This is a genomic window from Escherichia sp. E4736 (assembly GCF_005781225.1).
Classification (GTDB): domain Bacteria; phylum Pseudomonadota; class Gammaproteobacteria; order Enterobacterales; family Enterobacteriaceae; genus Escherichia.
The window spans coordinates 1-26,110 of the sequence record NZ_VATT01000048.1 but is presented as its reverse complement, the minus strand read 5'-3'; the positions used below and the strand labels follow the sequence as shown (position 1 = coordinate 26,110).

The 26,110-nt window shown below is 49.5% G+C and carries 46 protein-coding genes; 39 read left to right on the top strand and 7 right to left on the bottom strand.

Annotated elements, in window-relative coordinates; genetic code table 11:
• The first annotated feature begins 234 nt into the window (after window positions 1-234).
• Both bfd and bfr read left to right on the top strand, forming a co-directional pair.
• Window positions 235-429, top strand: coding sequence for a bacterioferritin-associated ferredoxin (bfd, locus tag FEK46_RS22460; protein WP_000289090.1), 195 nt, complete (start codon window positions 235-237; stop codon window positions 427-429).
• A 72-nt stretch (window positions 430-501) separates the two neighbouring features.
• Window positions 502-978 carry a bacterioferritin gene (gene bfr, locus FEK46_RS22455; protein WP_000675515.1) on the top strand — a complete coding sequence of 159 codons (477 nt, stop codon included), beginning with the start codon at window positions 502-504 and terminating at the stop codon, window positions 976-978.
• Here the strand turns inward: bfr and FEK46_RS22450 are convergent.
• Window positions 975-1,442, bottom strand: a complete 468-nt coding sequence (locus FEK46_RS22450; protein WP_135559155.1) for an A24 family peptidase — start codon at window positions 1,440-1,442, stop codon at window positions 975-977. The two genes, bfr and FEK46_RS22450, sit on opposite strands and share 4 nt — an antisense overlap.
• 378 nt (window positions 1,443-1,820) lie before the next feature.
• Here FEK46_RS22450 and rpsJ point away from each other — a divergent pair, with 378 nt between their 5' ends.
• The 31 genes from rpsJ to arfA all read left to right on the top strand — a co-directional run bounded on the left by rpsJ (window position 1,821) and on the right by arfA (window position 16,660).
• Window positions 1,821-2,132, top strand: coding sequence for a 30S ribosomal protein S10 (rpsJ, locus tag FEK46_RS22445; RefSeq protein ID WP_001181004.1), 312 nt, complete (start codon window positions 1,821-1,823; stop codon window positions 2,130-2,132).
• Window positions 2,133-2,164: 32 nt separating this feature from the next.
• Window positions 2,165-2,794: a 50S ribosomal protein L3 gene (gene rplC / locus FEK46_RS22440; protein ID WP_000579833.1), complete on the top strand. Its 630-nt coding sequence runs from the start codon at window positions 2,165-2,167 to the stop codon at window positions 2,792-2,794.
• 10 nt (window positions 2,795-2,804) lie between these two features.
• Window positions 2,805-3,410 carry a 50S ribosomal protein L4 gene (gene rplD / locus FEK46_RS22435; RefSeq protein ID WP_000424395.1) on the top strand — a complete coding sequence of 202 codons (606 nt, stop codon included), beginning with the start codon at window positions 2,805-2,807 and terminating at the stop codon, window positions 3,408-3,410.
• Window positions 3,407-3,709 carry a 50S ribosomal protein L23 gene (gene rplW, locus FEK46_RS22430; RefSeq protein ID WP_000617544.1) on the top strand — a complete coding sequence of 101 codons (303 nt, stop codon included), beginning with the start codon at window positions 3,407-3,409 and terminating at the stop codon, window positions 3,707-3,709. Before rplD ends, rplW begins: the two co-directional genes overlap by 4 nt.
• 17 nt (window positions 3,710-3,726) lie before the next feature.
• Window positions 3,727-4,548 carry a 50S ribosomal protein L2 gene (gene rplB / locus FEK46_RS22425; protein ID WP_000301864.1) on the top strand — a complete coding sequence of 274 codons (822 nt, stop codon included), beginning with the start codon at window positions 3,727-3,729 and terminating at the stop codon, window positions 4,546-4,548.
• Between the two features lie 16 nt (window positions 4,549-4,564).
• Window positions 4,565-4,843 (top strand): 30S ribosomal protein S19, encoded by a 279-nt coding sequence (gene rpsS / locus FEK46_RS22420; RefSeq protein ID WP_001138117.1) that lies wholly within the window; start codon window positions 4,565-4,567, stop codon window positions 4,841-4,843.
• 14 nt (window positions 4,844-4,857) lie between these two features.
• Window positions 4,858-5,190: a 50S ribosomal protein L22 gene (gene rplV, locus FEK46_RS22415; protein ID WP_000447529.1), complete on the top strand. Its 333-nt coding sequence runs from the start codon at window positions 4,858-4,860 to the stop codon at window positions 5,188-5,190.
• Window positions 5,191-5,207: 17 nt separating this feature from the next.
• Window positions 5,208-5,909, top strand: a complete 702-nt coding sequence (gene rpsC / locus FEK46_RS22410) for a 30S ribosomal protein S3 (protein WP_000529945.1) — start codon at window positions 5,208-5,210, stop codon at window positions 5,907-5,909.
• 12 nt (window positions 5,910-5,921) lie between these two features.
• Window positions 5,922-6,332, top strand: a complete 411-nt coding sequence (rplP, locus tag FEK46_RS22405) for a 50S ribosomal protein L16 (RefSeq protein WP_000941212.1) — start codon at window positions 5,922-5,924, stop codon at window positions 6,330-6,332.
• A complete protein-coding gene (gene rpmC / locus FEK46_RS22400) occupies window positions 6,332-6,523 on the top strand; it encodes a 50S ribosomal protein L29 (RefSeq protein ID WP_000644741.1) in 192 nt (63 codons plus the stop codon). Before rplP ends, rpmC begins: the two co-directional genes overlap by 1 nt.
• Complete coding sequence (gene rpsQ, locus FEK46_RS22395; RefSeq protein ID WP_000130100.1) at window positions 6,523-6,777, top strand: 30S ribosomal protein S17; 255 nt, start codon at window positions 6,523-6,525, stop codon at window positions 6,775-6,777. The genes rpmC and rpsQ overlap by 1 nt, the downstream gene beginning before the upstream one ends.
• 164 nt (window positions 6,778-6,941) lie before the next feature.
• On the top strand, window positions 6,942-7,313 hold the full coding sequence (rplN, locus tag FEK46_RS22390; protein ID WP_000613955.1) for a 50S ribosomal protein L14: 372 nt from the start codon (window positions 6,942-6,944) through the stop codon (window positions 7,311-7,313).
• A gap of 10 nt (window positions 7,314-7,323) precedes the next feature.
• Window positions 7,324-7,638, top strand: coding sequence for a 50S ribosomal protein L24 (rplX, locus tag FEK46_RS22385; RefSeq protein WP_000729185.1), 315 nt, complete (start codon window positions 7,324-7,326; stop codon window positions 7,636-7,638).
• A 14-nt stretch (window positions 7,639-7,652) separates the two neighbouring features.
• Window positions 7,653-8,192, top strand: a complete 540-nt coding sequence (rplE, locus tag FEK46_RS22380; protein WP_001096200.1) for a 50S ribosomal protein L5 — start codon at window positions 7,653-7,655, stop codon at window positions 8,190-8,192.
• Window positions 8,193-8,206: 14 nt separating this feature from the next.
• A complete protein-coding gene (gene rpsN, locus FEK46_RS22375) occupies window positions 8,207-8,512 on the top strand; it encodes a 30S ribosomal protein S14 (RefSeq protein WP_001118930.1) in 306 nt (101 codons plus the stop codon).
• Between the two features lie 33 nt (window positions 8,513-8,545).
• Window positions 8,546-8,938, top strand: coding sequence for a 30S ribosomal protein S8 (gene rpsH, locus FEK46_RS22370; RefSeq protein ID WP_000062611.1), 393 nt, complete (start codon window positions 8,546-8,548; stop codon window positions 8,936-8,938).
• A gap of 12 nt (window positions 8,939-8,950) precedes the next feature.
• The gene (rplF, locus tag FEK46_RS22365) at window positions 8,951-9,484 is read left to right on the top strand and encodes a 50S ribosomal protein L6 (RefSeq protein ID WP_064524927.1); all 534 of its coding nucleotides are present in this window, start codon (window positions 8,951-8,953) and stop codon (window positions 9,482-9,484) included.
• Between the two features lie 9 nt (window positions 9,485-9,493).
• Window positions 9,494-9,847 carry a 50S ribosomal protein L18 gene (rplR, locus tag FEK46_RS22360; RefSeq protein WP_000358960.1) on the top strand — a complete coding sequence of 118 codons (354 nt, stop codon included), beginning with the start codon at window positions 9,494-9,496 and terminating at the stop codon, window positions 9,845-9,847.
• Window positions 9,848-9,861: 14 nt separating this feature from the next.
• A complete protein-coding gene (gene rpsE / locus FEK46_RS22355; protein ID WP_000940121.1) occupies window positions 9,862-10,365 on the top strand; it encodes a 30S ribosomal protein S5 in 504 nt (167 codons plus the stop codon).
• Window positions 10,366-10,368: 3 nt separating this feature from the next.
• Complete coding sequence (gene rpmD / locus FEK46_RS22350; protein ID WP_001140433.1) at window positions 10,369-10,548, top strand: 50S ribosomal protein L30; 180 nt, start codon at window positions 10,369-10,371, stop codon at window positions 10,546-10,548.
• A gap of 3 nt (window positions 10,549-10,551) precedes the next feature.
• On the top strand, window positions 10,552-10,986 hold the full coding sequence (rplO, locus tag FEK46_RS22345; protein WP_001238917.1) for a 50S ribosomal protein L15: 435 nt from the start codon (window positions 10,552-10,554) through the stop codon (window positions 10,984-10,986).
• A gap of 7 nt (window positions 10,987-10,993) precedes the next feature.
• Window positions 10,994-12,325, top strand: a complete 1,332-nt coding sequence (secY, locus tag FEK46_RS22340) for a preprotein translocase subunit SecY (protein WP_001118861.1) — start codon at window positions 10,994-10,996, stop codon at window positions 12,323-12,325.
• Between the two features lie 31 nt (window positions 12,326-12,356).
• A complete protein-coding gene (gene rpmJ, locus FEK46_RS22335) occupies window positions 12,357-12,473 on the top strand; it encodes a 50S ribosomal protein L36 (RefSeq protein WP_000868187.1) in 117 nt (38 codons plus the stop codon).
• A gap of 146 nt (window positions 12,474-12,619) precedes the next feature.
• Window positions 12,620-12,976, top strand: a complete 357-nt coding sequence (rpsM, locus tag FEK46_RS22330) for a 30S ribosomal protein S13 (RefSeq protein WP_000090775.1) — start codon at window positions 12,620-12,622, stop codon at window positions 12,974-12,976.
• A gap of 16 nt (window positions 12,977-12,992) precedes the next feature.
• A complete protein-coding gene (rpsK, locus tag FEK46_RS22325) occupies window positions 12,993-13,382 on the top strand; it encodes a 30S ribosomal protein S11 (protein ID WP_001029684.1) in 390 nt (129 codons plus the stop codon).
• Between the two features lie 33 nt (window positions 13,383-13,415).
• Complete coding sequence (gene rpsD, locus FEK46_RS22320; RefSeq protein ID WP_000135224.1) at window positions 13,416-14,036, top strand: 30S ribosomal protein S4; 621 nt, start codon at window positions 13,416-13,418, stop codon at window positions 14,034-14,036.
• 25 nt (window positions 14,037-14,061) lie between these two features.
• Window positions 14,062-15,051: a DNA-directed RNA polymerase subunit alpha gene (rpoA, locus tag FEK46_RS22315; protein WP_001162094.1), complete on the top strand. Its 990-nt coding sequence runs from the start codon at window positions 14,062-14,064 to the stop codon at window positions 15,049-15,051.
• A gap of 40 nt (window positions 15,052-15,091) precedes the next feature.
• Window positions 15,092-15,475: a 50S ribosomal protein L17 gene (gene rplQ, locus FEK46_RS22310; protein ID WP_001216368.1), complete on the top strand. Its 384-nt coding sequence runs from the start codon at window positions 15,092-15,094 to the stop codon at window positions 15,473-15,475.
• A 106-nt stretch (window positions 15,476-15,581) separates the two neighbouring features.
• Window positions 15,582-15,950 (top strand): DUF1992 domain-containing protein, encoded by a 369-nt coding sequence (locus FEK46_RS22305; RefSeq protein ID WP_130206883.1) that lies wholly within the window; start codon window positions 15,582-15,584, stop codon window positions 15,948-15,950.
• A 10-nt stretch (window positions 15,951-15,960) separates the two neighbouring features.
• Window positions 15,961-16,386, top strand: coding sequence for a Zn(2+)-responsive transcriptional regulator (gene zntR / locus FEK46_RS22300; protein ID WP_059222259.1), 426 nt, complete (start codon window positions 15,961-15,963; stop codon window positions 16,384-16,386).
• A 55-nt stretch (window positions 16,387-16,441) separates the two neighbouring features.
• The gene (gene arfA, locus FEK46_RS22295; protein ID WP_042201146.1) at window positions 16,442-16,660 is read left to right on the top strand and encodes an alternative ribosome-rescue factor ArfA; all 219 of its coding nucleotides are present in this window, start codon (window positions 16,442-16,444) and stop codon (window positions 16,658-16,660) included.
• Here arfA and mscL read toward each other — a convergent pair.
• The 5 genes from mscL to def form a co-directional block, all read right to left on the bottom strand.
• Entirely contained in the window at window positions 16,657-17,067 is a 411-nt protein-coding gene (mscL, locus tag FEK46_RS22290) for a large-conductance mechanosensitive channel protein MscL (protein WP_000022442.1), read from the bottom strand. The two genes, arfA and mscL, sit on opposite strands and share 4 nt — an antisense overlap.
• 129 nt (window positions 17,068-17,196) lie before the next feature.
• A complete protein-coding gene (trkA, locus tag FEK46_RS22285) occupies window positions 17,197-18,573 on the bottom strand; it encodes a Trk system potassium transporter TrkA (protein WP_000691382.1) in 1,377 nt (458 codons plus the stop codon).
• 21 nt (window positions 18,574-18,594) lie between these two features.
• Window positions 18,595-19,884: a 16S rRNA (cytosine(967)-C(5))-methyltransferase RsmB gene (gene rsmB, locus FEK46_RS22280; RefSeq protein ID WP_135559154.1), complete on the bottom strand. Its 1,290-nt coding sequence runs from the start codon at window positions 19,882-19,884 to the stop codon at window positions 18,595-18,597.
• Window positions 19,885-19,929: 45 nt separating this feature from the next.
• A complete protein-coding gene (fmt, locus tag FEK46_RS22275; RefSeq protein ID WP_135490416.1) occupies window positions 19,930-20,877 on the bottom strand; it encodes a methionyl-tRNA formyltransferase in 948 nt (315 codons plus the stop codon).
• Window positions 20,878-20,891: 14 nt separating this feature from the next.
• On the bottom strand, window positions 20,892-21,401 hold the full coding sequence (gene def / locus FEK46_RS22270; RefSeq protein ID WP_000114984.1) for a peptide deformylase: 510 nt from the start codon (window positions 21,399-21,401) through the stop codon (window positions 20,892-20,894).
• 129 nt (window positions 21,402-21,530) lie between these two features.
• On the opposite strand from def, the gene dprA reads away from it, so the two are divergent.
• Genes dprA through FEK46_RS22240 form a run of 6 tightly spaced genes read left to right on the top strand, consistent with a single transcriptional unit; the run spans window position 21,531 to window position 25,325 of the window.
• The gene (gene dprA / locus FEK46_RS22265; protein ID WP_135559153.1) at window positions 21,531-22,655 is read left to right on the top strand and encodes a DNA-protecting protein DprA; all 1,125 of its coding nucleotides are present in this window, start codon (window positions 21,531-21,533) and stop codon (window positions 22,653-22,655) included.
• Window positions 22,627-23,100 (top strand): DUF494 family protein Smg, encoded by a 474-nt coding sequence (gene smg / locus FEK46_RS22260; RefSeq protein ID WP_000460680.1) that lies wholly within the window; start codon window positions 22,627-22,629, stop codon window positions 23,098-23,100. Before dprA ends, smg begins: the two co-directional genes overlap by 29 nt.
• Before the next feature lie 28 nt (window positions 23,101-23,128).
• A complete protein-coding gene (locus FEK46_RS22255) occupies window positions 23,129-23,671 on the top strand; it encodes a type I DNA topoisomerase (RefSeq protein ID WP_001129723.1) in 543 nt (180 codons plus the stop codon).
• Between the two features lie 4 nt (window positions 23,672-23,675).
• Entirely contained in the window at window positions 23,676-24,248 is a 573-nt protein-coding gene (tsaC, locus tag FEK46_RS22250) for an L-threonylcarbamoyladenylate synthase type 1 TsaC (RefSeq protein WP_130217598.1), read from the top strand.
• 4 nt (window positions 24,249-24,252) lie between these two features.
• Entirely contained in the window at window positions 24,253-25,071 is an 819-nt protein-coding gene (gene aroE, locus FEK46_RS22245) for a shikimate dehydrogenase (protein WP_130206871.1), read from the top strand.
• On the top strand, window positions 25,068-25,325 hold the full coding sequence (locus FEK46_RS22240) for a DUF1488 domain-containing protein (RefSeq protein WP_130217594.1): 258 nt from the start codon (window positions 25,068-25,070) through the stop codon (window positions 25,323-25,325). Before aroE ends, FEK46_RS22240 begins: the two co-directional genes overlap by 4 nt.
• Here the strand turns inward: FEK46_RS22240 and FEK46_RS22235 are convergent.
• Complete coding sequence (locus FEK46_RS22235) at window positions 25,301-25,855, bottom strand: gamma carbonic anhydrase family protein (RefSeq protein WP_130206867.1); 555 nt, start codon at window positions 25,853-25,855, stop codon at window positions 25,301-25,303. The genes FEK46_RS22240 and FEK46_RS22235 overlap by 25 nt on opposite strands.
• Window positions 25,856-26,110 lie beyond the last annotated feature (255 nt).

Here is a 26,110-nt window from a genome sequence, read left to right as displayed (position 1 = left end):
TGAAGGCGGCCGTACCGTTGGTGCGGGCGTTGTTGCTAAAGTTCTGAGCTAATTACGCGTTAATTAGTTTTGAATTAAAAAGGGCGCTTAGGCGCCCTTTTTGCTGCCCGTAATTTGAGTTCGAAATATTTCGTCGTAATTTCGCTGGCTGAACTGTGGCGCAAATAAAACTGTGCTATTGTAATCATAACTATTCTCATTTACACTTTGCGCAGAATTTGAACGGGAGTAATCATGTACGTTTGTTTGTGTAATGGTGTAAGTGACAAAAAAATTCGCCAGGCAGTCCGTCAGTTTCATCCTCAGTCTTTCCAACAATTACGCAAGTTTATTCCTGTGGGAAATCAATGTGGTAAGTGCATTCGCGCCGCACGCGAAGTGATGCAGGACGAGTTGATGCAGATGCCCGAATTTAAAGAGATTGCCTGAAGCTCACGCTTATTTTTTGACATCCCGCTAGCCCCATCTACGCTCTAATAGTGGAAGCGGAGGGACTATAAAATGAAAGGTGATGTTAAAATCATAAATTATCTCAATAAACTATTGGGAAATGAGCTTGTCGCGATCAATCAGTATTTTCTTCATGCCCGTATGTTTAAAAACTGGGGCCTGATGCGCCTTAATGATGTCGAATACCATGAATCTATCGATGAGATGAAGCACGCCGATAAATATATCGAGCGTATTTTGTTCTTAGAAGGGATTCCTAACTTACAGGATTTAGGCAAGCTAGGGATCGGTGAAGATGTTGAAGAGATGCTGCAATCCGACCTGCGATTAGAGCTGGAAGGTGCGAAGGATCTTCGTGAGGCTATTGCTTATGCCGACAGCGTTCATGACTATGTTAGCCGCGATATGATGATCGAGATCCTTGCTGATGAAGAAGGTCATATCGACTGGCTCGAAACTGAACTGGATCTCATCGGTAAAATCGGCCTACAAAATTACCTGCAATCACAAATTAAAGTTAAAGATTAACGGTCTGCCAGCAGACTATCCCAGCCTACAACGAAACCCGCAGCTGCCAGAAATGGCCCAAAAGGCAGCGGGTTTTTTAATGATTCTTTTCCTCTCATGAGCAGACCAATAACTACGGCTCCGCAAGCGAATGAGGCGGCAAGGAAAACCAGCCGTGGCAAGAAGGCCCATGTATGCCAGGCGCCAAGGGCGGCGAGAAACTTCACATCACCATAGCCTAATCCTTCTTTATGACGCAGTATGCGATATCCCCAGTAAATGACAGCGAATGTGCCGTAACCAATAATCGCCCCCCATAACGCATCGGCTAAACCGTCAGGATGACAAACCTGATAGAACAAAAGACCTGACCAGAGTAACGGGCAGGTAAACCGGTCAGGTAACAAGCCATGCTTTGCATCCCAGAAAAAAAGTAGGGCTGATAAGCAAACGTACAAAATCAGAAAGGGAAGGGTAGCAACCATAAAACATCCTCTGTAATTGGAGTATCACCATCGAATAACTCCGGATACTCAGCAACAGCGAAATCGCTGATTTGTTAACCTGGTTCCGGTGAAAAACGCTATCTTCACGACCTTACAAATTTCGTGGAATGCAGCTCGCAATCTGTGCGTTGCGATTAATTTCTACCCGATGCTTGCGTCAATCTCAGATTTGCGTATAATGCGCGGGCTTGTCGTAGTTGACAGCAGGTTCAATCTGAACCTCAGTTAGCCGAATTTGGCTACCTAACAATGCTCCCAATCGGGGGGCTACGTAAGAACGGTTACACTCTCCCATCAATCGTAATGGGTCTGAGGAGTAATCATTTTCGTTTATAAAATAATTGGAGCTCTGGTCTCATGCAGAACCAAAGAATCCGTATCCGCCTGAAAGCGTTTGATCATCGTCTGATCGATCAAGCAACCGCGGAAATCGTCGAGACTGCCAAGCGCACTGGTGCGCAGGTCCGTGGTCCGATCCCGCTGCCGACACGCAAAGAGCGCTTCACTGTTCTGATCTCTCCGCACGTCAACAAAGACGCGCGCGATCAGTACGAAATCCGTACTCACTTGCGTCTGGTTGACATCGTTGAGCCAACCGAGAAAACCGTTGATGCTCTGATGCGTCTGGATCTGGCTGCCGGTGTAGACGTGCAGATCAGCCTGGGTTAATCAGGTCATTGAGCGATTGAGAGGTTGAAACAATGATTGGTTTAGTCGGTAAAAAAGTGGGTATGACCCGTATCTTCACAGAAGACGGCGTTTCTATCCCAGTAACCGTAATCGAAGTTGAAGCAAACCGCGTTACTCAGGTTAAAGACCTGGCTAACGATGGCTACCGTGCTATTCAGGTAACCACCGGTGCTAAAAAAGCTAACCGTGTGACCAAGCCTGAAGCTGGCCACTTCGCTAAAGCTGGCGTAGAAGCTGGCCGTGGTCTGTGGGAATTCCGCCTGGCTGAAGGCGAAGAGTTCACTGTAGGTCAGAGCATTAGCGTTGAACTGTTTGCTGACGTTAAAAAAGTTGACGTAACTGGCACCTCTAAAGGTAAAGGTTTCGCAGGTACCGTTAAGCGCTGGAACTTCCGTACCCAGGACGCTACTCACGGTAACTCCTTGTCTCACCGCGTACCGGGTTCTATCGGTCAGAACCAGACTCCGGGCAAAGTGTTCAAAGGCAAGAAAATGGCAGGTCAGATGGGTAACGAACGTGTAACCGTTCAGAGCCTTGACGTAGTACGCGTTGACGCTGAGCGCAACCTGCTGCTGGTTAAAGGTGCTGTCCCGGGTGCAACCGGTAGCGACCTGATCGTTAAACCAGCTGTGAAGGCGTAAGGAGATAGCAATGGAATTAGTATTGAAAGACGCGCAGAGCGCGCTGACTGTTTCCGAAACTACCTTCGGTCGTGATTTCAACGAAGCGCTGGTTCACCAGGTTGTTGTTGCTTATGCAGCCGGTGCTCGTCAGGGTACTCGTGCTCAGAAGACTCGTGCTGAAGTAACTGGTTCCGGTAAAAAACCGTGGCGCCAGAAAGGCACCGGCCGTGCGCGTTCTGGTTCTATCAAGAGCCCGATTTGGCGTTCTGGTGGCGTGACCTTCGCTGCTCGTCCGCAGGACCACAGTCAAAAAGTTAACAAGAAGATGTACCGCGGCGCGCTGAAAAGCATCCTGTCCGAACTGGTACGTCAGGATCGTCTGATCGTTGTCGAGAAGTTCTCTGTAGAAGCACCGAAAACCAAGCTGCTGGCACAGAAACTGAAAGACATGGCTCTGGAAGATGTGCTGATCATCACCGGTGAGCTGGACGAGAACCTGTTCCTGGCTGCGCGCAACCTGCACAAGGTTGACGTACGCGATGCAACTGGTATCGACCCGGTTAGCCTGATCGCCTTCGACAAAGTCGTAATGACTGCTGATGCTGTTAAGCAAGTTGAGGAGATGCTGGCATGATTCGTGAAGAACGTCTGCTGAAGGTGCTGCGTGCACCGCACGTTTCTGAAAAAGCGTCTACTGCGATGGAAAAATCCAACACCATCGTACTCAAAGTTGCTAAAGACGCGACCAAAGCAGAAATCAAAGCTGCTGTGCAGAAACTGTTTGAAGTCGAAGTCGAAGTCGTTAACACCCTGGTAGTTAAAGGGAAAGTTAAACGTCACGGACAGCGTATCGGTCGTCGTAGCGACTGGAAAAAAGCTTACGTCACCCTGAAAGAAGGCCAGAATCTGGACTTCGTTGGCGGCGCTGAGTAAGTCGGAGGAGTAATACAATGGCAGTTGTTAAATGTAAACCGACATCTCCGGGTCGTCGCCACGTTGTTAAAGTGGTTAACCCTGAGCTGCACAAGGGCAAACCTTTTGCTCCGTTGCTGGAAAAAAACAGCAAATCCGGTGGTCGTAACAACAATGGCCGTATCACCACTCGTCATATCGGTGGTGGCCACAAGCAGGCTTACCGTATTGTTGACTTCAAACGCAACAAAGACGGTATCCCGGCAGTTGTTGAACGTCTTGAGTACGATCCGAACCGTTCCGCGAACATCGCGCTGGTTCTGTACAAAGACGGTGAACGCCGTTACATCCTGGCCCCTAAAGGCCTGAAAGCTGGCGACCAGATTCAGTCTGGCGTTGATGCTGCAATCAAACCAGGTAACACCCTGCCGATGCGCAACATCCCGGTTGGTTCTACTGTTCACAACGTAGAAATGAAACCAGGTAAAGGCGGTCAGCTGGCACGTTCCGCTGGTACTTACGTTCAGATCGTTGCTCGTGATGGTGCTTATGTCACCCTGCGTCTGCGTTCTGGTGAAATGCGTAAAGTAGAAGCAGACTGCCGTGCAACTCTGGGCGAAGTTGGCAATGCTGAGCATATGCTGCGCGTTCTGGGTAAAGCAGGTGCTGCACGCTGGCGTGGTGTTCGTCCGACCGTTCGCGGTACCGCGATGAACCCGGTAGACCACCCACATGGTGGTGGTGAAGGTCGTAACTTTGGTAAGCACCCGGTAACTCCGTGGGGCGTTCAGACCAAAGGTAAGAAGACCCGCAGCAACAAGCGTACTGATAAATTCATCGTACGTCGCCGTAGCAAATAATTTTAGAGGATAAGCCATGCCACGTTCTCTCAAGAAAGGTCCTTTTATTGACCTGCACTTGCTGAAGAAGGTAGAGAAAGCGGTGGAAAGCGGAGACAAGAAGCCCCTGCGCACTTGGTCCCGTCGTTCAACGATCTTTCCTAACATGATCGGTTTGACCATCGCTGTCCATAATGGTCGTCAGCACGTTCCGGTATTTGTAACCGACGAAATGGTCGGCCACAAACTGGGTGAATTCGCACCGACTCGTACTTATCGCGGCCACGCTGCTGATAAAAAAGCGAAAAAGAAATAAGGTAGGAGGAAGAGATGGAAACTATCGCTAAACATCGCCATGCTCGTTCTTCTGCTCAGAAGGTTCGCCTTGTTGCTGACCTGATTCGCGGTAAGAAAGTGTCGCAGGCTCTGGATATTCTGACCTACACCAACAAGAAAGCGGCTGTACTGGTCAAGAAGGTTCTGGAATCTGCCATTGCTAACGCTGAACACAACGATGGCGCTGACATTGACGATCTGAAAGTTACGAAAATTTTCGTAGACGAAGGCCCGAGCATGAAGCGCATTATGCCGCGTGCAAAAGGTCGTGCAGATCGCATCCTGAAGCGCACCAGCCACATCACTGTGGTTGTGTCCGATCGCTGAGACTCTGGAGACTAGCAATGGGTCAGAAAGTACATCCAAATGGTATTCGCCTGGGTATTGTAAAACCATGGAACTCTACCTGGTTTGCGAACACCAAAGAATTCGCTGACAACCTGGACAGCGATTTTAAAGTACGTCAGTACCTGACAAAGGAACTGGCTAAAGCGTCCGTATCTCGTATCGTTATCGAGCGTCCGGCTAAGAGCATTCGTGTAACCATTCACACTGCTCGCCCGGGTATCGTTATCGGTAAAAAAGGTGAAGACGTAGAAAAACTGCGTAAGGTCGTAGCGGACATCGCTGGCGTTCCTGCACAGATCAACATCGCCGAAGTTCGTAAGCCTGAACTGGACGCAAAACTGGTTGCTGACAGCATCACTTCTCAGCTGGAACGTCGCGTTATGTTCCGTCGTGCTATGAAGCGTGCTGTACAGAACGCAATGCGTCTGGGCGCTAAAGGTATTAAAGTTGAAGTTAGCGGCCGTCTGGGCGGCGCGGAAATCGCACGTACCGAATGGTACCGCGAAGGTCGCGTACCGCTGCACACTCTGCGTGCTGACATCGACTACAACACCTCTGAAGCGCACACCACTTACGGTGTAATCGGCGTTAAAGTGTGGATCTTCAAAGGCGAGATCCTGGGTGGTATGGCTGCTGTTGAACAACCGGAAAAACCGGCTGCTCAGCCTAAAAAGCAGCAGCGTAAAGGCCGTAAATAAGGAGCGTCGCTGATGTTACAACCAAAGCGTACAAAATTCCGTAAAATGCACAAAGGCCGTAACCGCGGTCTGGCGCAGGGTACGGATGTTAGCTTCGGCAGCTTCGGTCTGAAAGCTGTTGGCCGTGGTCGTCTGACTGCACGTCAGATCGAAGCAGCACGTCGTGCTATGACCCGTGCAGTTAAGCGTCAAGGTAAGATCTGGATCCGTGTGTTCCCGGACAAACCGATCACTGAAAAGCCGCTGGCAGTGCGTATGGGTAAAGGTAAAGGTAACGTGGAGTATTGGGTTGCCTTGATTCAGCCGGGTAAAGTCCTGTATGAAATGGACGGTGTTCCGGAAGAGCTGGCCCGTGAAGCATTCAAGCTGGCAGCAGCGAAACTGCCGATTAAAACCACCTTTGTAACTAAGACGGTGATGTAATGAAAGCAAAAGAGCTGCGTGAGAAGAGCGTTGAAGAGCTGAACACCGAGCTGCTGAACCTGCTGCGTGAGCAGTTCAACCTGCGTATGCAGGCTGCAAGTGGCCAGCTGCAACAGTCTCACCTGTTGAAGCAAGTGCGTCGCGATGTCGCACGCGTTAAGACTTTACTGAACGAGAAGGCGGGTGCGTAATGACCGATAAAATCCGTACTCTGCAAGGTCGCGTTGTTAGCGACAAAATGGAGAAATCCATTGTTGTTGCTATCGAACGTTTTGTGAAACACCCGATCTACGGTAAATTCATCAAGCGTACGACCAAACTGCACGTACATGACGAGAACAACGAATGCGGTATCGGTGACGTGGTTGAAATCCGCGAATGCCGTCCGCTGTCCAAGACTAAATCCTGGACGCTGGTTCGCGTTGTAGAGAAAGCGGTTCTGTAATACAGTACACTCTCTCGATACGAATAAACGGCTCAGAAATGAGCCGTTTATTTTTTCTACCCATATCCTTGAAGCGGTGTTATAATGCCGCGCCCTCGATATGGGGATTTTTAACGACCTGATTTTCGGGTCTCAGTAGTAGTTGACATTAGCGGAGCACTAAAATGATCCAAGAACAGACTATGCTGAACGTCGCCGACAACTCCGGTGCACGTCGCGTAATGTGTATCAAGGTTCTGGGTGGCTCGCACCGTCGCTACGCAGGCGTAGGCGACATCATCAAGATCACCATCAAAGAAGCAATTCCGCGTGGTAAGGTCAAAAAAGGTGATGTGCTGAAGGCGGTAGTGGTGCGCACCAAGAAGGGTGTTCGTCGCCCGGACGGTTCTGTCATTCGCTTCGATGGTAATGCTTGTGTTCTTCTGAACAACAACAGCGAGCAGCCTATCGGTACGCGTATTTTTGGGCCGGTAACTCGTGAGCTTCGTAGTGAGAAGTTCATGAAAATTATCTCTCTGGCACCAGAAGTACTCTAAGGAGCGAATCATGGCAGCGAAAATCCGTCGTGATGACGAAGTTATCGTGTTAACCGGTAAAGATAAAGGTAAACGCGGTAAAGTTAAGAATGTCCTGTCTTCCGGCAAGGTCATTGTTGAAGGTATCAACCTGGTTAAGAAACATCAGAAGCCGGTTCCGGCCCTGAACCAACCGGGTGGCATCGTTGAAAAAGAAGCCGCTATTCAGGTTTCCAACGTAGCAATCTTCAATGCGGCAACCGGCAAGGCTGACCGTGTAGGCTTTAGATTCGAAGACGGTAAGAAAGTCCGTTTCTTCAAGTCTAACAGCGAAACTATCAAGTAATTTGGAGTAGTACGATGGCGAAACTGCATGATTACTACAAAGACGAAGTAGTTAAAAAACTCATGACTGAGTTTAACTACAATTCTGTCATGCAAGTCCCTCGGGTCGAGAAGATCACCCTGAACATGGGTGTTGGTGAAGCGATCGCTGACAAAAAACTGCTGGATAACGCAGCAGCAGACCTGGCAGCAATCTCCGGTCAAAAACCGCTGATCACCAAAGCACGCAAATCTGTTGCAGGCTTCAAAATCCGTCAGGGCTATCCGATCGGCTGTAAAGTAACTCTGCGTGGCGAACGCATGTGGGAGTTCTTTGAGCGCCTGATCACTATTGCTGTACCGCGTATCCGTGACTTCCGTGGCTTGTCCGCTAAGTCTTTCGACGGTCGTGGTAATTACAGCATGGGTGTCCGTGAGCAGATCATCTTCCCAGAAATCGACTACGATAAAGTCGACCGCGTTCGTGGTTTGGATATTACCATTACCACTACTGCGAAATCTGACGAAGAAGGCCGTGCTCTGCTGGCTGCCTTTGACTTCCCGTTCCGCAAGTAAGGTAGGGTTACTAAATGGCTAAGCAATCAATGAAAGCACGCGAAGTAAAACGCGTAGCTTTAGCTGATAAATACTTCGCGAAACGCGCTGAACTGAAAGCGATCATCTCTGATGTGAACGCTTCCGACGAAGATCGTTGGAATGCTGTTCTCAAGCTGCAGACTCTGCCGCGTGATTCCAGCCCGTCTCGTCAGCGTAACCGCTGCCGTCAAACAGGTCGTCCGCATGGTTTCCTGCGGAAGTTCGGGTTGAGCCGTATTAAGGTCCGTGAAGCCGCTATGCGCGGTGAAATCCCGGGTCTGAAAAAGGCTAGCTGGTAATTGTCACCAATTGAATCACGGGAGTAAAGACAGATGAGCATGCAAGATCCGATCGCGGATATGCTGACCCGTATCCGTAACGGTCAGGCCGCGAACAAAGCTGCGGTCACCATGCCTTCCTCCAAGCTGAAAGTGGCAATCGCCAACGTGCTGAAGGAAGAAGGTTTTATTGAAGATTTTAAAGTTGAAGGCGACACCAAGCCTGAACTGGAACTTACTCTGAAGTATTTCCAGGGCAAAGCTGTTGTAGAAAGCATTCAGCGTGTCAGCCGCCCAGGTCTGCGCATCTATAAACGTAAAGATGAGCTGCCGAAAGTTATGGCGGGTCTGGGTATCGCAGTTGTTTCTACCTCTAAAGGTGTTATGACTGATCGTGCAGCGCGCCAGGCTGGTCTTGGTGGCGAAATTATCTGCTACGTAGCCTAATCGGAGGAAAAAATGTCTCGTGTTGCTAAAGCACCGGTCGTTGTTCCTGCCGGCGTTGATGTAAAAATCAACGGTCAGGTTATTACGATCAAAGGTAAAAACGGCGAGCTGACTCGTACTCTCAACGATGCTGTTGAAGTTAAACATGCAGATAATACCCTGACCTTCGGTCCGCGTGATGGTTACGCAGACGGTTGGGCTCAGGCTGGTACCGCGCGTGCCCTGCTGAACTCAATGGTTATCGGTGTTACCGAAGGCTTCACTAAGAAGCTGCAGCTGGTTGGTGTAGGTTACCGTGCAGCGGTTAAAGGCAATGTGATTAACCTGTCTCTGGGTTTCTCTCATCCTGTTGACCATCAGCTGCCTGCGGGTATCACTGCTGAATGTCCGACTCAGACTGAAATCGTGCTGAAAGGCGCTGATAAGCAGATGATCGGCCAGGTTGCAGCGGATCTGCGCGCCTACCGTCGTCCTGAGCCTTACAAAGGCAAGGGTGTTCGTTACGCCGACGAAGTCGTGCGTACCAAAGAGGCTAAGAAGAAGTAAGGTAACACTATGGATAAGAAATCTGCTCGTATCCGTCGTGCGACCCGCGCACGCCGCAAGCTCCAGGAGCTGGGCGCAACTCGCCTGGTGGTACATCGTACCCCGCGTCACATTTACGCACAGGTAATTGCACCGAACGGTTCTGAAGTTCTGGTAGCTGCTTCTACTGTAGAAAAAGCTATCGCTGAACAACTGAAGTACACCGGTAACAAAGACGCGGCTGCAGCTGTGGGTAAAGCTGTCGCTGAACGCGCTCTGGAAAAAGGCATCAAAGATGTATCCTTTGACCGTTCCGGGTTCCAATATCATGGTCGTGTCCAGGCACTGGCAGATGCTGCCCGTGAAGCTGGCCTTCAGTTCTAAGGTAGAGGTGTAAGATGGCTCACATCGAAAAACAAGCTGGCGAACTGCAGGAAAAGCTGATCGCGGTAAACCGCGTATCTAAAACCGTTAAAGGTGGTCGTATTTTCTCCTTCACAGCTCTGACTGTAGTTGGCGATGGTAACGGTCGCGTTGGTTTTGGTTACGGTAAAGCGCGTGAAGTTCCAGCAGCGATCCAGAAAGCGATGGAAAAAGCCCGTCGCAATATGATTAACGTCGCGCTGAATAACGGCACTCTGCAACACCCTGTTAAAGGTGTTCATACGGGTTCTCGCGTATTCATGCAGCCGGCTTCCGAAGGTACCGGTATCATCGCCGGTGGTGCAATGCGCGCCGTTCTGGAAGTCGCTGGGGTTCATAACGTTCTGGCTAAAGCGTATGGTTCCACCAACCCGATTAACGTGGTTCGTGCAACTATCGATGGCCTGGAAAATATGAATTCTCCAGAAATGGTCGCTGCCAAGCGTGGTAAATCCGTTGAAGAAATTCTGGGGAAATAAACCATGGCAAAGACTATTAAAATTACTCAAACCCGCAGTGCAATCGGTCGTCTGCCGAAACACAAGGCAACGCTGCTTGGCCTGGGTCTGCGTCGTATTGGTCACACCGTAGAGCGCGAGGATACTCCTGCTATTCGCGGTATGATCAACGCGGTTTCCTTCATGGTTAAAGTTGAGGAGTAAGAGATGCGTTTAAATACTCTGTCTCCGGCCGAAGGCTCCAAAAAGGCGGGTAAACGCCTGGGTCGTGGTATCGGTTCTGGCCTCGGTAAAACCGGTGGTCGTGGTCACAAAGGTCAGAAATCTCGTTCTGGCGGTGGCGTACGTCGCGGTTTCGAGGGTGGTCAGATGCCTCTGTACCGTCGTCTGCCGAAATTCGGCTTCACTTCTCGTAAAGCAGCGATTACAGCCGAAGTTCGTCTGTCTGACCTGGCTAAAGTAGAAGGCGGTGTTGTAGACCTGAACACGCTGAAAGCGGCTAACATTATCGGTATCCAGATCGAGTTCGCGAAAGTGATCCTGGCTGGCGAAGTAACTACTCCGGTAACTGTTCGTGGCCTGCGTGTTACTAAAGGCGCTCGTGCTGCTATCGAAGCTGCTGGCGGTAAAATCGAGGAATAAGTAGCAGATGGCTAAACAACCGGGATTAGATTTTCAAAGTGCCAAAGGTGGCTTAGGCGAGCTGAAACGCAGACTGCTGTTTGTTATCGGTGCGCTGATTGTGTTCCGTATTGGCTCTTTTATTCCGATCCCTGGTATTGATGCCGCTGTACTTGCCAAACTGCTTGAGCAACAGCGAGGCACCATCATTGAGATGTTTAACATGTTCTCTGGTGGTGCTCTCAGCCGTGCTTCTATCTTTGCTCTGGGGATCATGCCGTATATTTCGGCGTCGATCATTATCCAGCTGCTGACGGTGGTTCACCCGACGTTGGCAGAAATTAAGAAAGAAGGGGAGTCTGGTCGTCGTAAGATCAGCCAGTACACCCGTTACGGTACTCTGGTGCTGGCAATATTCCAGTCGATCGGTATTGCTACCGGTCTGCCGAATATGCCTGGTATGCAAGGCCTGGTTATTAACCCGGGCTTTGCATTCTACTTCACCGCTGTTGTAAGTCTGGTCACAGGAACGATGTTCCTGATGTGGTTGGGCGAACAGATCACTGAACGAGGTATCGGCAACGGTATTTCAATCATTATCTTCGCCGGTATTGTCGCGGGACTCCCGCCAGCCATTGCCCATACTATCGAGCAAGCGCGTCAAGGCGACCTGCACTTCCTCGTGTTGCTGTTGGTTGCAGTATTAGTATTTGCAGTGACGTTCTTTGTTGTATTTGTTGAGCGTGGTCAACGCCGCATTGTGGTAAACTACGCAAAACGTCAGCAAGGTCGTCGTGTCTATGCTGCACAGAGCACACATTTACCGCTGAAAGTGAATATGGCGGGGGTAATCCCGGCAATCTTCGCTTCCAGTATTATTCTGTTCCCGGCTACCATCGCGTCATGGTTCGGGGGCGGTACTGGTTGGAACTGGCTGACAACAATTTCGCTGTATTTGCAGCCTGGGCAACCGCTTTATGTGTTACTCTATGCGTCTGCAATCATCTTCTTCTGTTTCTTCTACACGGCGTTGGTTTTCAACCCGCGTGAAACAGCAGATAACCTGAAGAAGTCCGGTGCATTTGTACCAGGAATTCGTCCGGGAGAGCAAACGGCGAAGTATATCGATAAAGTAATGACCCGCCTGACCTTGGTTGGTGCGCTGTACATTACCTTTATCTGCCTGATCCCGGAGTTCATGCGTGATGCAATGAAAGTACCGTTCTACTTCGGTGGGACCTCACTGCTTATCGTTGTTGTCGTGATTATGGACTTTATGGCTCAAGTGCAAACTCTGATGATGTCCAGTCAGTATGAGTCTGCATTGAAGAAGGCGAACCTGAAAGGCTACGGCCGATAATTGGTCGCCCGAGAAGTTACGGAGAGTAAAAATGAAAGTTCGTGCTTCCGTCAAGAAATTATGCCGTAACTGCAAAATCGTTAAGCGTGATGGTGTCATCCGTGTGATTTGCAGTGCCGAGCCGAAGCATAAACAGCGCCAAGGCTGATTTATTCGCATATTTTTCTTGCAAAGTTGGGTTGAGCTGGCTAGATTAGCCAGCCAATCTTTTGTATGTCTGTGCGTTTCCATTTGAGTATCCTGAAAACGGGCTTTTCAGCATGGAACGTACATATTAAATAGTAGGAGTGCATAGTGGCCCGTATAGCAGGCATTAACATTCCTGATCATAAGCATGCCGTAATCGCATTAACTTCGATTTATGGCGTCGGCAAGACCCGTTCTAAAGCCATCCTGGCTGCAGCGGGTATCGCTGAAGATGTTAAGATCAGTGAGCTGTCTGAAGGACAAATCGACACGCTGCGTGACGAAGTTGCCAAATTTGTCGTTGAAGGTGATCTGCGCCGTGAAATCAGCATGAGCATCAAGCGCCTGATGGATCTTGGTTGCTATCGCGGTTTGCGTCATCGTCGTGGTCTACCGGTTCGCGGTCAGCGTACCAAGACCAACGCACGTACCCGTAAGGGTCCGCGCAAACCGATCAAGAAATAATCGGGGTGATTGAATAATGGCAAAGGCACCAATTCGTGCACGTAAACGTGTAAGAAAACAAGTCTCTGACGGCGTGGCTCATATCCATGCTTCTTTCAACAACACCATCGTGACTATCACTGATCGTCAGGGTAACGCGTTGGGTTGGGCAACAGCCGGTGGTTCCGGTTTCCGTGGTTCTCGCAAATCCACTCCGTTTGCAGCTCAGGTTGCAGCAGAGCGTTGCGCTGACGCCGTGAAAGAATACGGCATCAAGAATCTGGAAGTTATGGTTAAAGGTCCGGGTCCAGGCCGCGAATCTACTATTCGTGCTCTGAACGCCGCAGGTTTCCGCATCACTAACATTACTGATGTGACTCCGATCCCTCATAACGGTTGTCGTCCGCCGAAAAAACGTCGCGTATAACGCTTCGTTTTCCAGGTTTGTTGGAGAAAGAAAATGGCAAGATATTTGGGTCCTAAGCTCAAGCTGAGCCGTCGTGAGGGCACCGACTTATTCCTTAAGTCTGGCGTTCGCGCGATCGATACCAAGTGTAAAATTGAACAAGCTCCTGGCCAGCACGGTGCGCGTAAACCGCGTCTGTCTGACTATGGTGTGCAGTTGCGTGAAAAGCAAAAAGTTCGCCGTATCTATGGTGTGCTGGAGCGTCAGTTCCGTAACTACTACAAAGAAGCAGCACGTCTGAAAGGCAACACCGGTGAAAACCTGTTGGCTCTGCTGGAAGGTCGTCTGGACAACGTTGTATACCGTATGGGCTTCGGTGCCACTCGTGCAGAAGCACGCCAGCTGGTTAGCCATAAAGCAATTATGGTAAACGGTCGTGTTGTTAACATCGCTTCTTATCAGGTTAGTCCGAATGACGTTGTAAGCATTCGTGAGAAAGCGAAGAAGCAGTCTCGCGTGAAAGCCGCTCTGGAGCTGGCTGAGCAGCGTGAAAAGCCAACCTGGCTGGAAGTTGATGCTGGCAAGATGGAAGGTACGTTTAAGCGTAAGCCGGAGCGTTCTGATCTGTCTGCGGACATTAACGAACACCTGATCGTCGAGCTTTACTCCAAGTAAAGCTTAGTACCAAAGAGAGGACACAATGCAGGGTTCTGTGACAGAGTTTCTAAAACCGCGCCTGGTTGATATCGAGCAAGTGAGTTCGACGCACGCCAAGGTGACCCTTGAGCCTTTAGAGCGTGGCTTTGGCCATACTCTGGGTAACGCACTGCGCCGTATTCTGCTCTCATCGATGCCGGGTTGCGCGGTGACCGAGGTTGAGATTGATGGTGTACTACATGAGTACAGCACCAAAGAAGGCGTTCAGGAAGATATCCTGGAAATCCTGCTCAACCTGAAAGGGCTGGCGGTGAGAGTTCAGGGCAAAGATGAAGTTATTCTTACCTTGAATAAATCTGGCATTGGCCCTGTGACTGCAGCCGATATCACCCACGACGGTGATGTCGAAATCGTCAAGCCGCAGCACGTGATCTGCCACCTGACCGATGAGAACGCGTCTATTAGCATGCGTATCAAAGTTCAGCGCGGTCGTGGTTATGTGCCGGCTTCTACCCGAATTCATTCGGAAGAAGATGAGCGCCCAATCGGCCGTCTGCTGGTCGACGCATGCTACAGCCCTGTAGAGCGTATTGCCTACAATGTTGAAGCAGCGCGTGTAGAACAGCGTACCGACCTGGACAAGCTGGTCATCGAAATGGAAACCAACGGCACAATCGATCCTGAAGAGGCGATTCGTCGTGCGGCAACCATTCTGGCTGAACAACTGGAAGCTTTCGTTGACTTACGTGATGTACGTCAGCCGGAAGTGAAAGAAGAGAAACCAGAGTTCGATCCGATCCTGCTGCGCCCTGTTGACGATCTGGAATTGACTGTCCGCTCTGCTAACTGCCTTAAAGCAGAAGCTATCCACTATATCGGTGATCTGGTACAACGTACCGAGGTTGAGCTCCTTAAAACGCCTAACCTTGGTAAAAAATCTCTTACTGAGATTAAAGACGTGCTGGCTTCCCGTGGACTGTCTCTGGGTATGCGCCTGGAAAACTGGCCACCGGCAAGCATCGCTGACGAGTAACCGGATCACAGGTTAAGGTTTTACTGAGAAGGATAAGGTCATGCGCCATCGTAAGAGTGGTCGTCAACTGAACCGCAACAGCAGCCATCGCCAGGCTATGTTCCGCAATATGGCAGGTTCACTGGTTCGTCATGAAATCATCAAGACGACTCTGCCTAAAGCGAAAGAGCTGCGCCGCGTAGTTGAGCCGCTGATTACTCTTGCCAAGACTGATAGCGTTGCTAATCGTCGTCTGGCATTCGCCCGTACTCGTGATAACGAGATCGTGGCAAAACTGTTTAACGAACTGGGCCCGCGTTTCGCGAGCCGTGCCGGTGGTTACACTCGTATTCTGAAGTGTGGCTTCCGTGCAGGCGACAACGCGCCGATGGCTTACATCGAGCTGGTTGATCGTTCAGAGAAAGCAGAAGCTGCTGCAGAGTAATCTGAAGCAACGTAAAAAAACCCGCCCCGGCGGGTTTTTTTATATCTGTAGTATCCCCACTTATCTACAATAGCTGTACTCTTTTTGTTCATCCCCTGGAGTATTTATGTGGTTACTTGACCAGTGGGCAGAGCGCCATATTACTGAAGCACAGGCTAAAGGTGAGTTTGAAAATCTCCCTGGCAGTGGTGAACCATTAATCCTGGAAGATGACACACATGTGCCGCCGGAACTGCGTGCGGGCTATCGCTTGTTAAAGAATGCCGGCTGTTTACCGCCAGAACTTGAGCAGCGCAAGGAAGCTATTCAGCTTCTGGATATTCTCAACGGTATCCGTCAGGATGATCCGCAATATCAAGATGTTAGCCGTCAGTTGTCTTTACTGGAGTTGAAACTGCGGCAAGCAGGTTTGAGTACTGAATTTTTACGTGGCGAATATGCAGATAAGCTTCTGCATAAAATTAATGACAACTGAGAGATAATTTATGTATCGCATTGGTGAGTTGGCAAAACTGGCAGAAGTTACGCCCGACACAATACGTTATTACGAAAAACAACAGATGATGGATCATGAAGTTCGTACGGAAGGAGGCTTTCGCTTATATACCGAAAGCGATCTCCAACGGTTGAAATTTATTCGGCATGCCAGACAACTTGGTTTCAGTCTTGAGTCGATCCGTGAGTTACTTTCGATCCGTATCGATCCTGAACATCATACTTGTCAGGAATCAAAAGGTATTGTGCAGGAAAGATTACAGGAAGTGGAAGCGCGGATAGCCGAGTTGCAGAGCATGCAGCGTTCCTTGCAACGTCTTAACGATGCCTGTTGTGGTAGCGCCCATAGCAGCGTTTATTGCTCTATCCTTGAAGCTCTTGAACAAGGAGCCAGCGGTGTCAAAGCAGGTTGTTGATTTTTTGCACTGACGGGATTACACTCGCGCCGTTAAATAACCAACTGGAGTTTTTATGAGTCGATATCAGCATACGAAAGGGCAGATAAAGGATAATGCGATTGAAGCATTACTACATGACCCTTTGTTCAGGCAGCGTGTAGAAAAAAATAAAAAAGGGAAAGGCAGTTATATGCGAAAAGGAAAACATGGCAATCGGGGGAGCTGGGAGGCCAGTGGCAAGAAAGTAAATCACTTTTTTACCACTGGCCTTCTGCTTTCAGGCGCTTGTTAAGATCGGTTATTCTGCTCTTTCAGCAAATCACGAATTTCTGTCAGTAATACTTCTTCTTTAGTTGGTGCAGGTGCTGCTGCCGGTTCTTCTTTCTTACGATTCAGTTTGTTGATTAGTTTAATCGCCATAAAGATGGCAAAGGCCACAATCAGAAAATCAAAGACGTTTTGAATGAAGACACCGTAATGCATCACAACAGCAGGGATATCCCCCTGCGCATCGCGTAGCGTGACAGCAAACTGTTTAAAGTCGATCCCGCCAATTAATAAGCCTAAAGGTGGCATGATGATATCGGCAACCAGTGAAGAGACGATCTTCCCGAATGCCGCACCGATAATGACACCCACCGCCAAATCCACCACGTTCCCGCGCATCGCAAATTCGCGAAATTCTTTAATAATGCTCATGTTATTCTCCCTATGAAGCCGACAACCATAAGTCTAACAAATGTTAAGCCATTTTCCTGCCAGGAATGAATTTAATTAATCCTTGATAATCAAAGGGAAATAATAAGGCGTCATTAGACGCCTTATTAATTACAAAAAGAAAGGACTTGGCTGGAAGAGTCTTTCGACGTCGGTAATAAACTTTTTATCTGTGAGGAACATAATTACGTGATCGCCTTGCTCAATGCGCAGATTGTCATTGGCAATCATCACGTCGTTTCCACGTACCACCGCTCCAATAATCGTTCCTGGCGGTAGCTTGATTTCATCAATGACTCTGCCGACAACGCGCGAGGTGCTTTCATCACCGTGAGCAACGGCTTCAATAGCTTCTGCTACGCCGCGGCGCAATGAGGAAACACCAACAATATCTGCTTTTCGCACATGACTAAGCAACGCAGAAATAGTTGCTTGTTGTGGTGAAATCGCAATATCGATCACGCTCCCCTGAACCAGATCCACATAAGCGCGACGCTGGATCAATACCATCACCTTTTTCGCACCCATACGTTTGGCGAGCATGGCTGACATGATATTGGCCTCGTCATCGTTGGTGACGGCAATAAACAGATCAACTTGATCGATATGTTCTTCGGCCAGCAGTTCTTGATCCGACGCATCACCAAAAAAGACGATCGTATTCTGCAACTTTTCCGCCAGTTCGGCAGCGCGCTGCTGATTACGTTCGATGAGTTTGACGCTGTAATCTTTTTCCAGGCGACGCGCCAGCCCTGCACCGATATTACCGCCACCAACCAGCATGATCCGCTTATACGGTTTTTCCAGTCGCTGTAATTCACTCATCACCGCGCGTATATGCTGCGAGGCGGCAATAAAGAACACTTCATCACCAGCTTCAACAATAGTCGAACCTTGCGGGCGGATAGGACGGTCGTGGCGGAAAATTGCCGCCACGCGGGTATCGATATGTGGCATATGCTCGCGCATGGTCGAAAGCGCATTACCAATAAGCGGGCCACCATAATAGGCTTTTACCACTGCAAGGCTCACTTTGCCCTCAGCGAAGTTCACCACCTGCAATGCGCCGGGATACTCAATCAGTCGGTAAATATTATCGATAACCAACTGCTCTGGTGCGATCAGATGATCAATCGGTACTGCATCTGAATGAAATAGCTTATCGGCATCGCGCACGTAGTCTGGTGAGCGGATACGAGCGATGCGATTAGGGGTGTTGAAAAGTGAGTAGGCTACCTGGCAGGCAACCATATTGGTTTCATCTGAACTGGTTACAGCAACCAGCATATCGGCGTCGTCGGCACCTGCCTCCCGCAATACGCGTGGATGAGAGCCATGCCCCTGCACGACTCGCAGGTCAAATTTATCCTGCAAGGTCCGCAGACGCTCACCGTTGGTATCGACAACAGTAATATCGTTGTTCTCGCCAACCAGGTTTTCCGCCAGTGTGCCGCCAACCTGACCGGCACCCAGAATGATAATTTTCATCAGTCGCGACCCGTTATCTCATCACTTTTTGATTAGCTTAGCGTAAAAGAAGCCGTCGCCCTCTTCAGCACCAGGCAGATTTTGCTTACCCGGTTGTTCTGGTGTTCCGGTGTCGCAAAGTTCGGCATCAGCGGTACGTTGCAAAAAGGCTTTAACCTGCAGGCTATTCTCTTCCGGTAACACCGAACAGGTGGCATAGACCAGGGTTCCACCGGATTTTAAATGCGGCCAAATGGCGTCGAGAATTTCAGACTGCAGTTGCGCGAGTTCCGGGATATCGCGATCACGACGTAACCACTTGATATCCGGATGTCGACGAATCACACCTGTTGCTGAACAAGGCGCATCTAATAAAATGCGATCAAACTGTTGCTCGCCACACCATTGGGAAGGGTAGCGGCCATCACCTTGTTTCACGGTCGCCTTCATACCAAGGCGTTTTAAATTGTCGTAAACGCGAGAGAGGCGCTGTTCGTCAATATCAACCGCAAGAACCTGCGCTTCTGGTGCCACCTCAAGGATATGCGTTGTTTTACCGCCGGGGGCGGCACAAAGATCCAGAATGTGTTCACCGTTTTGTGGCGCAAGCCAGGTCATGCAACCTTGTGCTGATGCATCCTGAACGGTAACCCATCCGTCTTCAAAACCGGGTAGCGCATGAACAGGTGCAGGTGTTTCCAGCCGTACAGCATCAGGGTAATCCGAATGCGGGAAGCCTTTCATTCCTGCTTCATCCAGCAATGCAAGCCAACTGTCGCGGGAATGATGCGTACGATTAACGCGCAGCCACATTGGCGGACGCTGGTTATTGGCGTCAACGATAGATTGCCACTGCTCTGGATACGCTTTTTGCAGACGCTTCAGCAACCAGGAGGGATGCAGATAACGTGCATCACTGGCATTAAACTCGGCTAATAACTCTTCTTGCTGACGCTGGAACTGACGTAATACGCCGTTAATCAACCCTTTAAGTTGCGGGCGCTTAATTGTGACAGCGCCTTCAACCGTTTCAGCCAGCGCAGCATGCGGTGGAATGCGGGTATAAAGCAGTTGATACAAACCAACCATAATCAGGTAATGCACGGTCCGCTGTTTGCCGGTCATCGGACGGGCCATTAACTTATTAATCAGCCAGTCTAACTGTGAAAGCGTGCGCAGTACGCCAAAGCACAACTCTTGAAGAAGTGCTTTGTCTTTATCGGAAACCTTTTGCTGGAGCGCTGGCAAAATGTTGCTTAATGATTGCCCTTGCTCGACGACTTGTTCAACGGACTGGGCCGCCATGCTACGTAAATTACGTTGTTTTTTCATAAGTATAAAAATGCCCGGCAAGACCGGGCTTAGAAGAGTGGACTATCAGGCCAGACGCTTGCCCGGAACAAACCATTCCCGACGAGAATTCAGGAGGTCTTGTGCGCTCATCGCTTTCTTACCCGCAGGTTGTAACGAGAGCAGGTTCAGGATGCCATCACCAGTCGCAACCTGGATGCCTTGTTTGTTGGCTTCAAGGATCGTTCCTGGGGCAGCGTTGGTTACCGTATCAATGACCGACGCTTTCCAGACTTTAACCGGCTGTCCTTCAATTTCCAGCCAGCTCATTGGCCATGGATTGAAAGCGCGAATGCAGCGTTCAAGCTGTGCTGCCGAAAGTGACCAGTCAATACGCGCTTCTTCTTTACTCAACTTTTCGGCGTAAGTAACAAGAGTTTCATCCTGAATTTCTGGTTTCGCCGTGCCGTCTGCCAGTTGTTTCAATGTGGCGATAAGCCCTTGTGGGCCAAGCTCTGCCAGTTTGTCATATAACGTGCCGCTGGTATCTTCTGCGGTAATCGGGCAGGAGAGCTTATAGAGCATGTCACCGGTGTCTAAACCAACATCCATTTGCATAATGGTCACACCAGTTTCTTCATCACCCGCCCATAGTGAGCGTTGGATTGGTGCAGCACCGCGCCAGCGTGGCAGCAGTGAACCATGAACGTTGATACAGCCAAGACGCGGCATTTCCAGCACCGCTTTAGGCAGAATCAGCCCATAGGCGACGACGACCATAACATCAGCCTGCAGATCGGCGACCAGTTGCTGGTTTTCTTGTGGACGCAGGGAAACAGGTTGAAAAACGGGTAGACCTTTTTCCTCAGCCAGAACTTTAACCGGGCTGGGCATCAGTTTTTTACCGCGTCCTGCCGGTCGGTCTGGCTGGGTGAACACGCCAACGACGTTATGACCAGAAGACAACAGCGCGTCGAGATGACGCGCTGCAAAGTCAGGTGTTCCCGCAAAAATAATACGTAGTGATTCTGACACGTTAGTTCTTATCCTTAAGCCCGGGCTTTCAGACGATCCAGTTTTTCAACTTTCTGACGAATACGTTGTTGTTTCAGCGGTGACAGGTAATCCATGAACAGTTTACCGACCAGGTGATCCATCTCATGCTGAATGCAGATGGCTAACAGACCATCAGCTTCCAGTTCAAATGGTTTACCATCGCGGTCCAGGGCGCGAATTTTCACTTTCTCTGCGCGCGGCACTAAAGCACGCTGTTCAGGGATCGACAGGCAACCTTCTTCAATGCCTGTTTCGCCGCTTTTTTCTAAAAGCTCCGGATTGATTAACACCAGCCGTTCGTCGCGGTTTTCCGAAACATCAATAACAATGATACGTTGATGGATATCAACCTGGGTTGCCGCCAGGCCAATACCTTCTTCCGCGTACATCGTCTCGAACATATCATCGACGATACGCTGAATTTCTGCATTCACTTCTTCTACCGGTTTAGCAACTTTGCGAAGCCGCTCGTCCGGAATATGTAACACTTGCAAAACTGACATAAATCTCCAGAGATGTGTTCAGGAGTTAGAAAGATTATTTCTTCTATTCTAGACAAATCCCCCTCTGATTGACAGCATCACTGACCAATCGCAAAGATTGCTAAGGCTGCTTATGGCAGGGAGATAAGGATGGTCGATACCGAAATTTGGCTGCGTTTAATGAGCATCAGCAGCTTGTACGGCGATGATATGGTCCGCATTGCTCACTGGCTGGTAGAACAGCCAAATATTGATGCAGTTGTACTGCAGCAAACAGGGCTTTCATCGCGACAGGCACAACGCTTTCTTACATTTTCACAGCAGAGTATTGAAAGCTCACTTTGTTGGCTGGAGCAACCTAACCATCATTTAATCTCTGCGGACAGCGAATTTTATCCTCCTCAACTTGTTGCAACGGCTGATTATCCAGGTGCACTGTTTGTTGCTGGTGATCTACAAGCGCTGCAATCATTTCAGTTGGCCGTAGTGGGAAGCCGGGCGCATTCATGGTATGGCGAACGGTGGGGGCGGCTGTTATGTGAGGCGCTGGCGGCGCGAGGCGTGACAATTACCAGTGGGCTGGCGCGCGGAATCGATGGTGTAGCGCATAAAGCGGCCTTGCAGGTAAATGGTGTCAGTGTTGCTGTGCTGGGGAATGGGCTAAATACCATTCATCCGCATCGCCATGCCCGACTTGCTACCAGTCTGCTTGAACATGGTGGGGCTCTTGTCTCGGAGTTTCCCCTTGATACCCCTCCTCTTGCTTACAATTTCCCGCGAAGAAATCGCATTATTAGTGGTCTAAGTAAAGGTGTACTGGTGGTGGAAGCGGCTTTGCGCAGTGGTTCACTGGTGACAGCGCGTTGTGCGCTTGAGCAGGGACGTGAAGTCTTTGCTTTGCCCGGTCCATTAGGGAGTCCCGGAAGTGAAGGCCCCCACTGGCTTATAAAACAAGGTGCGATTCTTGTGACGGAACCGGAAGAAATTCTGGAAAATTTGCAATATGGATTGCACTGGTTGCCAGATGCCCATGAAAAATCATTTTATTCATCAGATCAGGAAGACGTGGCATTGCCATTTCCTGAGCTCCTGGCTAACGTAGGAGATGAGGTAACACCTGTTGACGTCGTCGCTGAACGTGCCGGCCAACCTGTGCCAGAGGTAGTTACTCAACTACTTGAACTGGAGTTAGCAGGATGGATCGCAGCTGTACCCGGCGGCTATGTCCGATTGAGGAGGGCATGCCATGTTCGACGTACTAATGTATTTGTTTGAAACCTATATTCACACTGAAGCTGAGTTGCGTGTGGATCAAGACAAACTTGAACAGGATCTTACCGACGCAGGTTTTGAGCGAGAAGATATCTACAATGCCCTGCTATGGCTGGAAAAACTTGCTGATTATCAGGAAGGGTTGGCAGAACCGATGCAACTGGCCTCGGATCCTCTCTCCATGCGTATTTATACACCGGAAGAGTGTGAACGACTGGATGCCAGCTGCCGTGGGTTTCTGCTTTTCCTTGAGCAGATTCAGGTGCTCAACCTTGAAACTCGTGAAATGGTGATAGAGCGAGTGCTCGCGCTGGATAACGCAGAGTTCGAACTGGATGATCTGAAATGGGTGATCCTGATGGTGTTGTTCAACATCCCGGGCTGCGAAAATGCGTACCAGCAAATGGAAGAATTACTCTTTGAAGTGAATGAAGGTATGCTGCATTAATCATTTCTTTAATTCAGCATAAGTTGTTATGGCGAAATCAGCACTGTTCACGGTGCGTAATAATGAGTCCTGCCCAAAGTGCGGGGCTGAACTGGTTATTCGATCCGGGAAACACGGTCCGTTTCTTGGGTGCTCACAGTATCCGGCGTGTGACTACGTCCGTCCTCTGAAATCTTCAGCGGATGGGCATATCGTCAAAGTTCTGGAGGGGCAGGTTTGCCCTGCATGCGGAGCAAATCTGGTATTACGCCAGGGACGCTTTGGTATGTTTATTGGTTGCAGTAACTATCCTGAATGCGAACATACCGAACTTATCGATAAACCGGACGAAACAGCAATTACCTGTCCTCAATGTCGGACGGGCCATCTGGTCCAGCGGCGCTCCCGTTATGGCAAAACATTTCACTCCTGTGATCGCTACCCTGAGTGTCAATTTGCTATTAACTTCAAACCAATAGCCGGAGAGTGCCCTGAGTGTCATTATCCGCTACTCATCGAAAAGAAAACCGCGCAGGGTGTTAAACATTTCTGTGCCAGTAAACAATGTGGAAAGCCGGTTTCGGCGGAATAATAACGTGAATAATAACCTGCAAGGAGACGCTATCGCAGCTGCGATAGATGTCCTCAATGAAGAACGTGTCATCGCCTATCCAACGGAAGCCGTTTTTGGTGTCGGGTGCGATCCTGATAGCGAAACAGCAGTGATGCGACTGTTGGATTTAAAACAGCGTCCGGTTGATAAGGGGCTGATTTTAATCGCGGCAAATTACGAGCAGCTTAAACCCTATATTGATGACAGCATGCTGACTGACGCGCAGCGTGAAACCATTTTTTCTCGCTGGCCTGGTCCTGTCACTTTTGTCTTTCCCGCGCCTGCGACAACACCACGATGGTTGACGGGCCGCTTTGATTCGCTTGCTGTACGAGTCACCGACCATCCGTTGGTGGTTGCTTTGTGCCAGGCTTATGGTAAACCGCTAGTTTCTACCAGTGCCAACTTGAGTGGATTGCCACCTTGTCGAACAATAGAGGAAGTTCACGCACAGTTTGGTGCTGATTTCCCGGTTGTGCGAGGTGAAACGGGCGGTCGTTTAAATCCTTCAGAAATTCGTGATGCCCTGACGGGTGAACTGTTTCGACAGGGGTAACATAATGGAAACCTATGCTGTTTTTGGTAATCCGATAGCCCACAGCAAATCGCCATTCATTCATCAGCAATTTGCACAGCAACTGAATATTGAACATCCCTATGGCCGCGTGCTGGCACCTATCAATGATTTCATCAACACGCTAAACGCTTTCTTTAGTGCTGGTGGTAAAGGTGCGAATGTGACAGTGCCTTTTAAAGAAGAGGCTTTTGCCAGAGCGGATGAGCTTACTGAACGGGCAGCGTTGGCTGGTGCTGTAAATACCCTCAAGCGGTTAGAAGATGGACGCCTACTGGGTGACAATACCGATGGTGTAGGCTTGTTAAGCGATCTAGAACGTCTGTCTTTTATTCGCTCCGGTTTACGTATTCTGCTTATCGGCGCTGGTGGGGCATCTCGTGGGGTATTACTGCCGCTTCTCTCTCTGGACTGTGCGGTGACAATCACTAACCGAACGGTTTCTCGCGCGGAAGAGTTGGCGAAATTGTTTGCGCACACTGGTAGTGTTCAGGCGTTGGGTATGGACGAACTGGATGGTCACGAGTTCGATCTTATTATTAACGCGACATCCAGTGGCATTAGTGGAGATGTTCCGGCGATCCCGGCATCGCTCGTCCATTCAGGTATTTGTTGCTATGACATGTTCTACCAGAAGGGAAAAACGCCCTTTCTGGCATGGTGTGAACAGCAAGGCTCAAAACGTAATGCGGATGGATTGGGGATGTTAGTGGCGCAGGCGGCTCATGCCTTCCTTCTCTGGCACGGTGTTCTGCCTGACGTAGCACCAGTTATAAAGCAATTGCAGGAGGAGTTGTCCGCGTGAATCAGGCCATCCAGTTTCCAGACAGGGAAGAGTGGAACGAAAGTAAAAAATGCGTTTGTTTTCCAGCTCTTGTAAATGGTATGCAGCTCACTTGCGCTATTACTGGAGAGAGTCTGGCGAACCGCTTTGCAGGAGATACGCCAGAACAGTGGTTAGCGAATTTTCGTCAGCATCGTTGGGACCTGGAGGAAGAAGCGGAAAACTTAATTCAGGAACAAAGTGAAGATGATCAAGGCTGGGTCTGGTTACCCTGATCCAGATATTCGTCCTTCCATTTCACGTAATTATTTGCGGAATAGCGTAACCCAGCCTTCTCTTCATCACTTAACGGGCGGATCTGTTTGACGGGGCTACCGAGATACAGATATCCGCTCTCCAGTCGTTTATTTTGTGGGACCAGGCTACCCGCACCAATCATCACATCATCTTCTACTATTGCGCCATCAAGTAAAATTGAGCCCATCCCAACCAAAACTCGATTGCCAATGGTGCAGCCGTGGAGCATCACTTTATGTCCAACCGTAACGTCTTCACCGACGATCAACGGATTGCCTTGTGGATTAGCCGTTGATTTATGGGTCACGTGTAAGACGCTACCATCCTGAATATTAGTGCGGGCACCGATTTGTACATAATTCACATCGCCACGAATCACAACGAGCGGCCAGATCCCCACATCATCAGCCAGGCGAGCGTCACCAATAACCACACTACTACTGTCGATCATTACGCGCTGACCGATTTGTGGAAAAAGATCGCGGTATGGGCGTAAAACATCAGACATACTTACCTCAACAATAAATGATTTACTAATGACTTTGGGTGCATTATTGGCCTTGTGCAAGTCTTTTAGTATGCGAAAAAGCACCGTTTTGTGTGTGAATGCAGCAAAAAGGGTGAAAAAACAACAAACAGAAAAAAAGATCAAAAAAGTACTTGTGCAAAAAATTGGGATCCCTATAATGCGCCTCCGTTGAGACGACAACGTGAAACACTTCACAAGATGGTCGTAACAACAAAGAGAAAAATCCTGAAATTC